The sequence below is a fragment of the Synergistaceae bacterium genome (genome assembly GCA_017444345.1).
Taxonomy (GTDB): Bacteria; Synergistota; Synergistia; order Synergistales; family Aminobacteriaceae; genus JAFUXM01.
On sequence record JAFSWW010000119.1, the window covers coordinates 1 to 13,047 of the forward strand.

The 13,047-nt window shown below is 41.3% G+C and carries 11 protein-coding genes; 5 read left to right on the plus strand and 6 right to left on the minus strand.

Annotated elements, in window-relative coordinates; translation table 11 throughout:
* The first annotated feature begins 131 nt into the window (after positions 1-131).
* Complete coding sequence (locus IJS99_09270; GenBank protein MBQ7561999.1) at positions 132-1,118, plus strand: TAXI family TRAP transporter solute-binding subunit; 987 nt, start codon at positions 132-134, stop codon at positions 1,116-1,118.
* A gap of 86 nt (positions 1,119-1,204) precedes the next feature.
* Here the strand turns inward: IJS99_09270 and IJS99_09275 are convergent, their stop codons facing one another.
* The 4 genes from IJS99_09275 to IJS99_09290 all read right to left on the minus strand — a co-directional run bounded on the left by IJS99_09275 (position 1,205) and on the right by IJS99_09290 (position 6,899).
* A complete protein-coding gene (locus IJS99_09275; GenBank protein MBQ7562000.1) occupies positions 1,205-2,935 on the minus strand; it encodes an iron hydrogenase small subunit in 1,731 nt (576 codons plus the stop codon).
* Positions 2,929-4,776: an FAD-dependent oxidoreductase gene (locus tag IJS99_09280; GenBank protein MBQ7562001.1), complete on the minus strand. Its 1,848-nt coding sequence runs from the start codon at positions 4,774-4,776 to the stop codon at positions 2,929-2,931. Before IJS99_09280 ends, IJS99_09275 begins: the two co-directional genes overlap by 7 nt.
* A gap of 85 nt (positions 4,777-4,861) precedes the next feature.
* Entirely contained in the window at positions 4,862-5,773 is a 912-nt protein-coding gene (locus IJS99_09285) for a GTP-binding protein (GenBank protein ID MBQ7562002.1), read from the minus strand.
* A gap of 70 nt (positions 5,774-5,843) precedes the next feature.
* Positions 5,844-6,899, minus strand: a complete 1,056-nt coding sequence (locus IJS99_09290) for an NAD(P)-dependent alcohol dehydrogenase (GenBank protein MBQ7562003.1) — start codon at positions 6,897-6,899, stop codon at positions 5,844-5,846.
* Positions 6,900-7,173: 274 nt separating this feature from the next.
* On the opposite strand from IJS99_09290, the gene IJS99_09295 reads away from it, so the two are divergent.
* The 4 genes from IJS99_09295 to IJS99_09310 all read left to right on the plus strand — a co-directional run bounded on the left by IJS99_09295 (position 7,174) and on the right by IJS99_09310 (position 11,378).
* The gene (locus IJS99_09295; GenBank protein ID MBQ7562004.1) at positions 7,174-8,646 is read left to right on the plus strand and encodes a hypothetical protein; all 1,473 of its coding nucleotides are present in this window, start codon (positions 7,174-7,176) and stop codon (positions 8,644-8,646) included.
* 68 nt (positions 8,647-8,714) lie between these two features.
* Positions 8,715-9,506 (plus strand): hypothetical protein, encoded by a 792-nt coding sequence (locus IJS99_09300; protein MBQ7562005.1) that lies wholly within the window; start codon positions 8,715-8,717, stop codon positions 9,504-9,506.
* 138 nt (positions 9,507-9,644) lie between these two features.
* A complete protein-coding gene (locus IJS99_09305; protein MBQ7562006.1) occupies positions 9,645-10,823 on the plus strand; it encodes a hypothetical protein in 1,179 nt (392 codons plus the stop codon).
* A 9-nt stretch (positions 10,824-10,832) separates the two neighbouring features.
* On the plus strand, positions 10,833-11,378 hold the full coding sequence (locus IJS99_09310) for an epoxyqueuosine reductase QueH (protein MBQ7562007.1): 546 nt from the start codon (positions 10,833-10,835) through the stop codon (positions 11,376-11,378).
* On the opposite strand, the gene IJS99_09315 is transcribed toward IJS99_09310, so the two are convergent.
* Both IJS99_09315 and IJS99_09320 read right to left on the minus strand, forming a co-directional pair.
* Complete coding sequence (locus IJS99_09315; GenBank protein ID MBQ7562008.1) at positions 11,359-12,024, minus strand: M15 family metallopeptidase; 666 nt, start codon at positions 12,022-12,024, stop codon at positions 11,359-11,361. The genes IJS99_09310 and IJS99_09315 overlap by 20 nt on opposite strands.
* Positions 12,005-12,940, minus strand: coding sequence for a D-alanine--D-alanine ligase (locus IJS99_09320; protein ID MBQ7562009.1), 936 nt, complete (start codon positions 12,938-12,940; stop codon positions 12,005-12,007). The genes IJS99_09315 and IJS99_09320 overlap by 20 nt, the downstream gene beginning before the upstream one ends.
* Positions 12,941-13,047 lie beyond the last annotated feature (107 nt).

Below are 13,047 nucleotides of genomic sequence, written 5' to 3' on the forward strand. Positions count from 1 at the left end.
GCGGATTTTTTGCTTGCAAAAAACTTTATGGCCGTTCACAAATTATATCCCTTGCGATTTATATTCTCTCATGTAAAATTTTGCTAATTATTATATTCTATCAACTAATAAGACAGGGGGAAGATTCAATCATGAAAAAATTATTTATCGCGATTATATTATTAATTTTCTCGTCGGCTTGTAATGCGAGTGAATCTAACTGGCCTTCACATTTGCGCTTTATGTCAGGTCCTAAGGGCGGGAACTGGGCGACACTCGGAACGGCATTATCAGAAATTTTTACTAAATCGGGACTTCCTGAGACAATCAGCGTGTCAGGTGCAGGAGTCTCAAACATTTTAAACACTCATGCGAGACGGGCGGATTTCGGATTCTCTGTAACGTCATTACTCGGAGCGGCTCTAAAGGGTGAGGCTGATTTTAACGGGCGTGCAGTAAACAACGCAGTAATCATGACAAATTTATATACTCAATACACATATTTTGTGATTCGCCGAGATTTTGCCGTGAAAAATAAAATTAAATCTCTTGATGACATAATAGACCGTAAAATTTCAATGAGATTTGCGACTCTTAAGCCCGGAACTAGCTCCGAATTTGTAATTAAAGCATTATTTGATAAAGCATTCGGGATTGACTACAAGAAAATTTTTATCGAATGGGGCGGAAGTGTTGATTATTATTCATATGAGGCCGGAGCTGATTTGCTAGTGAATAATATTATAGACTGCTTTGCGTTCTCGGTCGGGAAGATTGCGCCGATTATTACGAGCATTGAAGACAGAACGGATATAATTTTGCTGCCAGTGAGTCAAGAATCATTAAATAAATTATCTGATGCATATGGAACAGTAACACTTGAGATCGAGCCGGGAATTTATAAATCACTCCCAGCAGGCAGCGGCCCCGTTAAAACAGTCGGAGATTTTACCTGTATAGTAATTCGTAAGGATTTGCCGGAGAGTCTTGTTTACGCGTTGAATAAATCAATCTGGGAGAATAAAAAATTTTTGTCCGAACGAGTCCAAGATATGCAAGAATTAACGCCTGATACAGCACTCCCCGAAAAAGTTCAGGCACATGAAGGCAGCTTAAAATTTTGGAACGAGCATAAATAATAAAATCTTCCCGGGCTTGTGTGTAAACTCGGGAAGAAATTTATTTAGTATCGCGTTGTGTTGCTTAAATGAGAGAATAAGAAAATTTATTTAGTTTTCCATAATTCCCATTTAGACTGGTCAGTGTGTAAAAGATGATGCGATTTTTCACCGAGCGGCTTCCCTAGATACTCTTTATAACACTGAATAATTGAAGGATTCTCATGTGAAAATCTCAGCGTCATTTTTTTGTCCATATCTAATAAAATTTTGCCGCGTCCTTCTCCGAGTTCTTCTCCCTCGTGAATGGGCTGCCCGCCTCCGCCTGCACATCCCGTCGGACATGCCATACACTCAACAAAATCATAATGGACTCTGCCCGCTTGAATATCTTCACAAAGTTTTCTAATATTGCCCAGTCCGTGAACAACTGCAATTTTTAATTTTGCGCCTGCGATTTCAAATTCAGCTTCTTTTCTGCCGTGATAATCACGTACATAATTAAAAGCGTCCGGATCTGGATTCTTGCCTGTTACGAAATAATACGCTGTTCTTAATGCAGCCTCCATAACTCCGCCTGTTGTGCCAAATATATGGCCTGCTCCTGACGCTGTACCGAGCGGCGAGTCAAAGTCTGAATCCTTCAAATCTTTAACATTGACTCCTTCAGATCTTATAAGCCTGTCCATCTCTCTAACTGTCAAGACTGCATCAACATCGCGCGCTCCTGATGAGTTCATGCACTCAACAGCACACTCATATTTTTTCGCAGTACACGGCATAAATGAAACGTGATAAATTTTATCCGGCGTAACTCCTAAAATCTTAGCGTACCATGATTTTATAATCGCTCCGAACATTTGCTGAGGTGATTTCGCGCTTGATAACTGCGGCACTAAGTCGGGGAATTCCATTTTTATGAATCTAACCCAGCCCGGGCAGCATGACGTAAACATCGGGAATTTCTCATTTTTCGCATTCTTGAGTTTCTCGACAAATTCGCTGGCTTCTTCCATAATAGTCAAATCAGCCGAGAAATCAGTATCGAACACATAATCAAAGCCGACTGCTCTTAATGCACTCGCGAGTCTTGTTGCTGTTGCCTCGTCATGAGTGAGTCCTAACTGTTCGCCCCATGAAGTTCGCACGGCCGGAGCTACTGAAGCAATCATAATTTTATCGCCGTCTGCAAAAGCGTCTCTAACTTTCTGGGTGTCATCACGTTCAACGAGCGCACCGACTGGACAATGTGTTATACACTGGCCGCATACTGTGCAGTTAATTTCTGTTATGTCTTGACCGCCTCGACAGTCTACTAAAGTTTGAGAGCCTGATTTTGCTACGTCCCATACGTTCATATGCTGTACTTTTTCGCATATTTGCACACAGCGCATACACTTAATACATTTTTCGTCTTTACGAATCAACGGGAATTCTTGATTCCAGTCTAAATGCTTTATGTCTTCATGATATGGGAATTCAGTAATGCCGAGATTGTTTGCTATGCTCTGTAATTCGCAATTTCCTGAACGTGCACACTCCGGACATCTTGCACTATGCTGTGATAATAGGAGCTCAATATTAATTTTGCGTGCCTGCCTGACTTTAGGAGAATTTGTGCGAATCTCCATTCCCTCTAAAACTTTCGTGTTACATGACGCAACGAGCCTGTCAAGCCCGACTATTTCAGCAACACACACACGACACGCGCCGATCTCGTTTAAATCCTTCAGATAACATAAATGCGGAATATTTATATTATGCATTTTCGCGGCTTCAAGAATCGTTATATTTTCGGGAACTTGAAGTGCTGTACCGTTAATCTTTATATTTACCATCGTAATTCACGGCCTCCCCTGAATGTGCCAAAGCCGTATTTATCACAGCGCAGACACCTGTTAGTCTCTTGTTCCATTTCTTCTTGAGTCATACTTTCTTCAACGAGGCTGAAATCTTTAACTCTCTCATCAACTGAACGTTCACGCAATTTGACTCGTCCGCATGCCGGCCTGTTATGCGGTACAGGTTCGGGAATATCAACGGGAAGCTCTATTAAATGATTAAAGCCTAAATACTCATCAATATTTGCTGCTGCGATTTTGCCTGCACCTATTGCGCTTATGACAGTAGCAGGACCAGTTACGCAGTCTCCGCCGGAAAAAATACCGGGCATATTCTCAAGTTCTTCACTGTCAAGAGTCTTAATAGTTCCTGAGCGCGTATTAACTGGAACATTCATAAAATTATAGCTCTCTATACCCTGACCGATTGCAACAACAATAATATCTGCTTCAATTCTAACAGGATCAGTGCTTGCTGCTTTAGGACTCGGCCTGCCGTCTTTAACAAAGCTAATCATTTGAGGCTGTACCCAGAGTGCTTTTGCTTTACCGTTCTCGACTTCTACTTTTTGAGGCGCAACAAGTTCGAATAATTCGCACCCCTCGGCTTCTGCGGCCATGACTTCTTCAGGAAGTGCTGTCATTTCTTCACGCCTGCGTCTATATGCTATAACTACTCTTTCAGCGTGTAATCTCATTGACGAGCGAGCGCAGTCCATCGCAACATTTCCGCCGCCTATTACAACAATTTTTTTGCCCGTGAAATCAGGGTAATTATCATCGCCGATTTTCCTTAAAAGTGTAACAGCTGACATAACGCCTTCTGAATCTTCTCCGGGAATTCTTAAACTTTTATCAGTGTGAGCACCTATCGCAATATAAACCGCGTCAAATTCAGATCTCAATTTAGCAAGCGAATAAGAATCTCCGCCGATAACTGTCTCAGTATGAACCTTAATATCGCCAGCTGTCAAAAGTGTTCTTATTTCCTCGTCTAAAATTTCTCTGGGCAGTCTATAAGCTGGAATCCCATAACGTAACATGCCGCCTAATTGTTTACGCTGCTCAAAAATTTCTACGCTATGTCCCATCATTCCAAGATAATAAGCCGCACTTATACCGCTTGGCCCTCCTCCTACGACTGCTATTTTTTTGCCGGTTGCAGGTGCCGGGCCTTCTCCTTCACGATATACAGGAACATGGCCGGAATTTGTTACAGCGTATAATTTCAATGCTCTAATATTCAAAGCGTCATCAACGAGTCCACGCCTGCATTTATTCTCACAAGGATGTTCGCACACCATAGCGCAGACACTAGGGAACGGGTTATCTTTACGTATTAATCTAACTGCATCGGCCTGCCTTCCTGCATTTATTAAAGCAATATAGCCGGGTACGTCGACATGTGCAGGACATAAAGATACACAAGGCACTGCCTGAAATCCCTCAGCCAAGCAATGACCTTTTTCAGCGTGTGCAATATAATCATCTCTGAAGCCGCGAACACCTTTTAATACCATATTTGCAGCCTCATAACCTATAGCGCAGTCCGCTGAATGATATATACTTTCTGCTGTTCGTTCGATTAAATCTACTGTTTTGAGATCTCCGCGCCCCTCGATTAAATCATCGATTAATTTTTCAAGTTGACGCAAACCCACTCGACAAGGTACACACTTCCCGCAAGTCTGAGCCGAATAAACTTTTAAGTAACTGCTCGCCAAATCTAACGGACAAAGCCCGGGCGGTGCACCCTTTACACGCCTCTCTAAGTCCGCATGAAGTGAATTAGCCGTTGCCTGAATCTCTGTCTCAGGTCTAATTACAAGACGACTCAAAAAATTACCCCCCTTGATAACATAGTAAAATTTTTTATTGAATCTAACACAAAGTATTATACTATGCAGGAGGCTTATTTATAAATTAATCGCCGTCTTCTTCTATAATTTGCCCTCCGAACAGTTTATTAATTTTTTCAATCTGCAAATCTTCCCCGATTACTACAATATCAGAATTACTATTATTATTTGCGCCGGTTATCTCGTAGAGTCCATTAACAACGCTGAAATTTATAGACTCGTTTGGAGTTAATGCGAATCCTTTTGACCTCACTATATCGCCGTAATTTCCTGATAATAAATTTTCTAATTTATATATAAGCTCATCGGGTGAAGAGATATTTATATTTGTGAGTGCTAGACTTGATAATTTTGCTTCAGGAGTCGGCGCGGGAGTTTGTGATCTGCCGTTTTTCAGGGTCAATAATTCCAGCCATTTTTCACGCGGCCACTTTGAATAATGCTCACACGGGAAATTTATATTATTATTAATGCCTAGTAAATTATGAATCTCGTTAAAATCTTCAGGGGATAAATTTTCAGATTTCGATAATACAACAGTTCCCGCCGTATTTAATTGATCGTTGAAATATTCGGGGTAAAAATTTTTTTGCGAGATAAAATTTTTTGAGTCGACTATAACAACAGGAGCTAACACGCCTATATTCTCGTATGAAATTTTGCGGAGACTCTCTAAGATTCTTGACGGCATAGCAACCCCGCTCGGTTCGACAATTATATAATCAGGATTTAAACTATTTGCTATGGTCATGACTGAAAGCGAGAAATCCATATTCATAGAACAGCATATACAGCCCTCAGTGAGTTCGTAAATTTTCATGCTGTTATCGCCCTGATTTAATAGTTTGCTGTCAATATTTGAGTTCCCGAACTCGTTTTCTACGACTACAAATTGCCGGCCGGTCGCGTGAGTCATTGCTTTAATAAAACTTGTCTTGCCTGCTCCTAGAAAGCCGCTGATTATTAATACTTGCATGATGATTATTATATAAAGAAAAACGCCCCGTTATTCACAGAGCGTCATATATTTATGAAATTTTTGCGAATTAAAGCACAACTACAGGCTTAATCAAATCTGCGGGCTTGTTCTTCATGAGCATTAAAGCGTCTTCTACATGCTCAAAGCCTTTGAACGGGTGAGTAATTAATTTCTTGACGTTCAATTTTCCGCAAGCTACAAGACTGCTTAACTTTTCGAGCCTCAATCTTCCGCCGGGCATGAGTCCGCCTGCAATTACTTTATTTGCCATTCCGCAGCCCCATTCAACTCTGGGAATAGTTACATATGTGCCGCTGCCGAGATAGTTTACATTGCCGATTCTTCCGCCTGCTTTTAAGCATTTAATTGCCGGTTCGAATGTCTCAACGCCGCCGCCTGCGATAACAACTTTGTCAACGCCTTTATTTCCTGTGAGCTTCATAACTTGCTCGTCAATGCTGCCGTCTTTATAGCCTATAAAGTCAGTTGCTCCGTAAAAAGCTGCTGCTTCTCGGCAAACTTTGCGGGTTCCTACACAAATAATTCTGCTTGCTCCGTGAAGATTTGCGCCTGCTACTGCCATTAAACCGACGGGGCCGATTCCTATTACTAAAACTGTGTCGCCGAATTCAACCTGTGCAAGTTCAACGCCGTGAAATCCTGTAGGTACCATATCGGACAACATGCAAGCCTCTTCGGGTGAAATTGAGTCGGGAAGATGTGCTAAATTTGAGTCTGCCTCGTTCACATGGAAATATTCACCAAATACGCCGTCTTTAAAGTTTGAAAATTTCCAGCCTGCTAACATTCCGCCTGAATGCTGGGCAAATCCGCCCTGTGCCTCAAGTGAACCCCAGTCAGGTGTAATCGCTGCGACCATTACGCGATCTCCGGGCTTGAAATCTTTGACTAGTGCGCCGACCTCGTCAACTACTCCGCAGCCCTCATGACCGAGAATCATATTATGACGATCTCCAAGTGCACCCTCCCAGACTGTGTGAACGTCGCTTGTACAAGGTGATAAAGCAAGGGGCCTGACTATTGCATCAAGCGGACCGCACGCGGGGCGTTCTTTCTCGATCCAGCCTGACTCGCCGATCTTCAACATTGCATAACCTTTCACGTTTTAAATCTCCCTTCATGAATTTAATATATATAAAATTTTTTGTAGTGATAACTTTTTTGTTTATCCTGTAAAACTTTTAGAATTATAGCATATTAACTCACTACACGGGGGATAAATTAATTAGCGGATTATATAATATTGAGTCAGATTCATTTATTTATGATATATAACTCGGCGAAAATTTTTCACGAAATTGAATCACAATTTGCGAATTAGATATATAATTATCACAAGTTTTTATTATTAATGAAAGGAGACATTTTTCACGATCATGAAAAAGAAATTTGTCATCGCTTTATTATTAGTTTCTCTATTCGCGTCGGGTGCGTTTGCTGATCTCGTGCCCTTCACATTCTCAAGACTTGAGAGTGTCCCCGCTCAAAGTGTAATAAGACTTTCAGCAAATGAGACACTGCCGGTTTCTTATGACTTGAGAGAACACGGTTATGTGCCGGCAATAAAGAATCAAGATATATGGGGGACTTGCTGGGCATTTGGGAGTCTGGCAGCTGTTGAGACCGGTTATTTAAGGCAGCACTTATCAAATGATAACTTTCTCAATATAGCAACGGCCGACGACCTGAAATTATCAGAAATTTATGTTTCTTGGTTTGCATTCATGGACGCTGACAGGAAAAACAGATTCACAGTAACTGACAAGAAAACAAAGCAGCTCGCAAAAGATCCTACATATTCGCAAGTATTCAATAACGGCGGATGGATTTCGCAAGTCCTAGCAATTATAACCCGCGGTTATGGCTGGGCACCGATTGAAGAGAAAACAGGACTCCCATATAAAGATTTTGACGTAGAGAGCCCGGACGCAGCTGTAGCAGCAATAAAGAGTCATGATGCTTATCTGCCAACTGCCCTAAGAGTTACAGAAGCTGTATTTATCACGGACACTTCATCGGATATTATGTTCACCAGTGAAGAAGGCAGAAACGAACTCAAGAAATTAATCATGGAAAAGGGCGGACTTGCTATAGGTTATGCTGCTGCATTTGATGAGCGTTTTACAAATGACTCAACAGGCGCATATTTCTATTCAAGACAGGAAAAATCAAAACTTAAAGATGACGGCGCACCTGACGAGACAAATCACATTGTAGCAATAATAGGCTGGGACGATAATTACCCGATTTCTAATTTCAACAGTGCATCAATCAGACCTACAAAGCCCGGTGCTTGGCTGGTTCGTAACTCATGGGGCAATTATATGCAGAATAAAACAAGCGGTTATTTCTGGATGTCCTACGAGCAATACATTTCATACGGAACAGCTTTCACAGTTGAGTCAATCGACAAAAATATAATCACTTATGAGTATGACCCCTTAGGAGCTTGCACAGCATGGGGGATCACTGACACAACAAGAGCACAGGCCGCAAATGTCTTCAAAGTAAGGAGCGACGGCGAGTCATTGAAAGAAGTATCATATTACACGACTCAAAATGACGCAGAAGTTACGATTACGATTTATACTTACGGCAAGACTCACCCGAAAAACGCAATCACTTCAGGGACTCAAGCTGTAACTAAAGTAATCGGAAAAGTTCCGCTCGCAGGTTATCACACATTTAAACTTGATAGTCCTTTATCACTCAGCAAGGGAGACTATTTCAGCGTTGTTCTTGACGCAAAGAATCCTTCTTATGAATTCCCTCTCGCAACTGAAGCAAGAATTAACGGATATTCAGATTTTGCGGCTGTCTTTGACGGAGAAAAAGCTATTTTTATCTGAATAATCAATGGTTCGACGGTGCAACGAACACTACTAAAGCAAGCGGCGACAAGACAGTTGCTGATCCCATGAATTTATGCGTTAAGGCATTCACTACGACGACAAGCTCGGCTCCAGTCCCCGAACCTGAAGAAGAAGATTTCACAATCGCAGGAATTCCCGTTCAAGACGAGCCGGAATATACAGTTAATGAAAATTATATAGAGTCGCTTAATCCTGTAGTAGATGAAAATAGCTATAAGGGGCGCAAAGTTTCTCAGATTATCGCAGATAATAACGGGAAGGCATTCCCCGCAGGCGTTAAAGTAAAACTCACTTTGATGGATTTAACAGAATTTTACGAGGACACGCCGTTTATCGAGACTACTGAGAAGACAGGTACAGGCGAAATTGATAGAGAGTTAGACCCGCTATTTGATACAGCATATTCGCCCGATGTATTTATTCATTCTGAAGGAGTCTTATTCCCCAGCTATGTTACAGAAGTTACTACGAGTGCAGACGGAAGTGTTACTATTGACGTTGATAATTTCGTGAATTCTAACGGCCGTAAAAGAGAGATCCCCGCGGCTTATTACTCTACGATTTATGAGGCAGAATTAAGCAGTGATGATGTTGTAGGCTCTCTTAGAGTAATTGAGATTACAGAAAGCAAAGACGTTACACCGACTCCAACGCCGACTCCCACTCCTACACCTACACCAACACCCACGCCGACTCCTACTCCGAGTCCTGACTCAGGCGACGAGCAGCCTATTTACTTTATGAAGGGATCTAGCAGCGGCTGTGATTCGGGATTATTTGCGGGATTTGGCGGTTTGCTTGCGATTCTTTTCGCGGTGAAGTCAAGAAAGAAATAATATAATTTTCACGCAAGAATTTATATTGATGATTGAAAGAGTCTGACATTTTTGCCGGACTCTTTTTATTTATTGCAATAAGTAATTAATCAATAGCGTATAATAAATATAAATTTTTCAGGAGGGACAAAATCGAGAATGACTCGAAAATATTTTATAGTAATCGCGCTAATTAGTTCGTTAATCTTGTCAGGAGGCTGCGGAGGCTCAAACAGTTTTATATCACAACAGCAGCAAACAGAAAACGAGATTTTATTGCAATCCATGACTCTTAACGAGAAAATCGGGCAGTTATTCATGATTCGTCCTGAACAGTTAACAGCCCTGCCGACTCCCGTAGAAGTAGCAAAATCTTCAGGCGATAAAGAATTATTACCGGTAATGCGCGAGAATCTCAAAAAATATCCCGCCGGAGGGTTTATATTATTCGCGAAAAATATTCGAGATCCTGAACAATTAATTAATTATATGAACTCATTAGAAGACGCTTGCGAAATCCCCCCGATTTTTGCCATAGACGAAGAAGGCGGATTAATAGCCAGACTCGGAAATAATGAAAGTTTTGACCTTCCTAAAATTGCGCCCTTGCTTGAAATAGGCGAGACAGGAGACCCCGAAAACGCTTATAATGCCGGTTACACAATAGGAAATTATTTAAATTATTACGGATTCATGCTTGATTTTGCACCAGTTGCCGACGTAATTGACCCTGATATATTAAGTTCTGATAATCCAATCAGCAAAAATAAACGCTCATTCGGAAGTGATCCCGTTCTAGTCTCTCAAATGGTAAGCGCATTTCTTGACGGACTCCACGCTAATAAAGTTGCAGGCTGTATTAAACATTTTCCGGGACATGGCAGCACAGTAAATGACACTCACGCGGATTATGCGGCAATTACTAAGACATGGGATGAACTATTACAATTTGATTTAATACCGTTTATTGACAATTTTGATAATACAGATTTAGTAATGATAGAGCATATAACACTAGAAAATATTACAAGCGACGATTTACCCGCGAGTCTCTCTAAGCAGTTAATCACTGGCAAATTAAGAAATGAACTCGGATATGACGGCTTAATTTTAACAGACTCGCTTGAAATGGGAGCAATAAATAAATATTATCCCGCCGGTGAAGCTGCTGTGTTAGCTCTTGAAGCAGGGAACGACATTTTATTAATCCCATATGACTATATAGAAGCATTTAACGCCGTATTAAATGCTGTGAACTCCGGCCGGATCTCTGAAGAAAGAATTAATCAAAGCGTGCTGCGAATTCTTGATTTAAAGACTAAATACGAGCTTAAATAATATATTGACATGTCAGAGAAAAATATTTTGCTTCATATTTGCTGCGCTCCTGATGCGTGTGTGCCTGTTCCTGATTTAATTTCTGAGGGCTGGAACGTTAAAGGCTTCTTTTATGGATCTAATATTCACCCGTTCGACGAGTTTAATTTGAGACTCGCGGCTCTTCACAAGTTAATAGCTCACACGGGAATAAATTGCGAAATATTGAACTATAACCCGTCTGAATGGCTCGGAAAAATTGCAGGACTCGAAAATGAACCTGAAGGCGGCAGGAGGTGTGAAGAGTGCTTCAGGATTCAATTAGAGTCAGGCGCGTTAATTGCGGAAAAATTAGGCTGTGAAAATTTCTGTACGACTCTGACTATAAGCCCGCATAAAAACGTGAATTTAATTAATTCGCTCGGTGAAAAGATTTCAGCTCATCACGGACTAACTTGGCAGAGTCGAGTCTGGCGCAAAAATAACGGCTTTCTCCGTTCAGTAAGAGAGTCTAAATTGCTTGGCCTTTATCGTCAAAATTATTGCGGCTGTATATTCAGCAAGCACGCCACTTAAACGGAGGTTCTATATAGCCGTAAAATGCCGTGTCTTGGCCTGTACGTTCGGCCCATGCTCTATTGCCGAAATCATAGTGCCACCATTCTGACGGGTAATTACTGAATCCTGCTTCAGTCATGACTCGTAAAAGAGTCATGCGGTTATTTCGTGCTATCACATTTTCTTGAATCTTTAATAGTTCGTAGTCGTCAAAATAATTCGTTCGTGAGTGCTCTTCTGTGTCGTCAAATTCTCCGCCCATTGGCAATAAATGCCCCTGAATATCCGCTAAAGTCAAATCAACAGCCCCGCCCGTCAAGTGTCCTGATACGTCATCGGGATTCTTTGATGGGAAGGCTACATAAATTTTTGTGAGTCTTAATGCTTCCTCGTCTGTAACTCCCTTTGCCTTATTTCGCGCAAAAAAAGTATCAAATAAAAATGTCTGTAACTCGAACGAACGCCACCCGTCCCATATAACAAATCTTAAGCCATCGGATAAAGACTCGGCGGCCTGTAATAATCTTTCATAGACACTTTTACGCAGCCAAACCTCAGGAAGACTCCCCGGCAAATTTTCACCGTAATACCAGCTGCGAACTAAAATTTTTTCAGGATATAAACTTGCTCGCACTAAAGGCTCATTATTTTCGATTAGCTGCATTATTAATCGCCTCGTTCATTATAAATTTTACAAAGTCGGACATGCTGACTCCGGCGGCCCTTGCTGCTTTAGGAACTAGACTCGTTGCTGTCATTCCCGGTGCTGTGTTGACTTCAAGAATAAATGCCTTATTTTCAGGAGTGAGTCTAAAATCTGCACGGCTATATTCTTTACAGCCTAAAACTTTATGAGCTTTTACGGCCATATCGCTGATAGATTTTCTTGCTGACTCGTCAATTTCAGCAGGGACTATATATTCAGTTGCTCCGGCTGTGTATTTATTTTTGTAGTCATAATAGCCAGTGTGAGGCACGATTTCTATAACTGGTAAAGCCTCAATTTTTCCGTCATGCTCCCATACTGCACAAGTTAATTCGCGGCCGTTAATATATTTCTCGATCATTACGCTTGAGTCATAATTTTCACGAGCTGTATTTATTGCCTCGTTCAATTTTTCGGGCGTTAAGTCATGAATTATAGTGATTCCGACTGTGCTGCCTCCTGAACAGGGTTTTACGACAACATCGCGGCCAAGTTTCGAAATAATTTCGTCATAATCAGCCGGCAATAATAAACCTTCAGGAATATTTAAATTTTCACGTGCGAATAATTTTCGAGCCTGCCATTTATTCATAGCGTTAGAGCTCGCCTCAGCACCTGAACCGGTATAAGGTATATTCATTTCGTCGAGTTTTGCCTGAAGCTGCCCACCCTCGCCCCAGTCGCCGTGCATTGCAATAAATACCGCCTCAAAGTCTTTAATAATATTTATATCATCCATTGAGCGCAGATCAATAATTTCTACATTGAAGCCCGAATCCTTCAGTGCCTCGTGAACAGCTGCGCCGCTCCTTAGTGATACTTCACGTTCTTTGCCATCACCGCCGCAAAGTACAGCAATTTTTTTATCGGTCATGTTAATAAATTCCTCGTTATAAAAAATTTCCTGAATTATACTACACGTTTTATGCGTAAATATCTGAATTCGTCAAAAAAATTTGTGCGTTAATTTTGCGTATATAA

What these genes read in the sequence shown, in the direction of transcription:
- IJS99_09270 (MBQ7561999.1), top strand. Translation starts at nt 132, where the DNA reads ATGAAAAAATTATTTATCGCGATTATATTATTAATTTTCTCGTCGGCT.
- IJS99_09275 (MBQ7562000.1), bottom strand. Translation starts at nt 2,935, where the DNA reads ATGGTAAATATAAAGATTAACGGTACAGCACTTCAAGTTCCCGAAAAT.
- IJS99_09285 (MBQ7562002.1), bottom strand. Translation starts at nt 5,773, where the DNA reads ATGCAAGTATTAATAATCAGCGGCTTTCTAGGAGCAGGCAAGACAAGT.
- IJS99_09295 (MBQ7562004.1), top strand. Translation starts at nt 7,174, where the DNA reads ATGAAAAAGAAATTTGTCATCGCTTTATTATTAGTTTCTCTATTCGCG.
- IJS99_09300 (MBQ7562005.1), top strand. Translation starts at nt 8,715, where the DNA reads ATGAATTTATGCGTTAAGGCATTCACTACGACGACAAGCTCGGCTCCA.
- IJS99_09305 (MBQ7562006.1), top strand. Translation starts at nt 9,645, where the DNA reads ATGACTCGAAAATATTTTATAGTAATCGCGCTAATTAGTTCGTTAATC.
- IJS99_09310 (MBQ7562007.1), top strand. Translation starts at nt 10,833, where the DNA reads ATGTCAGAGAAAAATATTTTGCTTCATATTTGCTGCGCTCCTGATGCG.
- IJS99_09315 (MBQ7562008.1), bottom strand. Translation starts at nt 12,024, where the DNA reads ATGCAGCTAATCGAAAATAATGAGCCTTTAGTGCGAGCAAGTTTATAT.
- IJS99_09320 (MBQ7562009.1), bottom strand. Translation starts at nt 12,940, where the DNA reads ATGACCGATAAAAAAATTGCTGTACTTTGCGGCGGTGATGGCAAAGAA.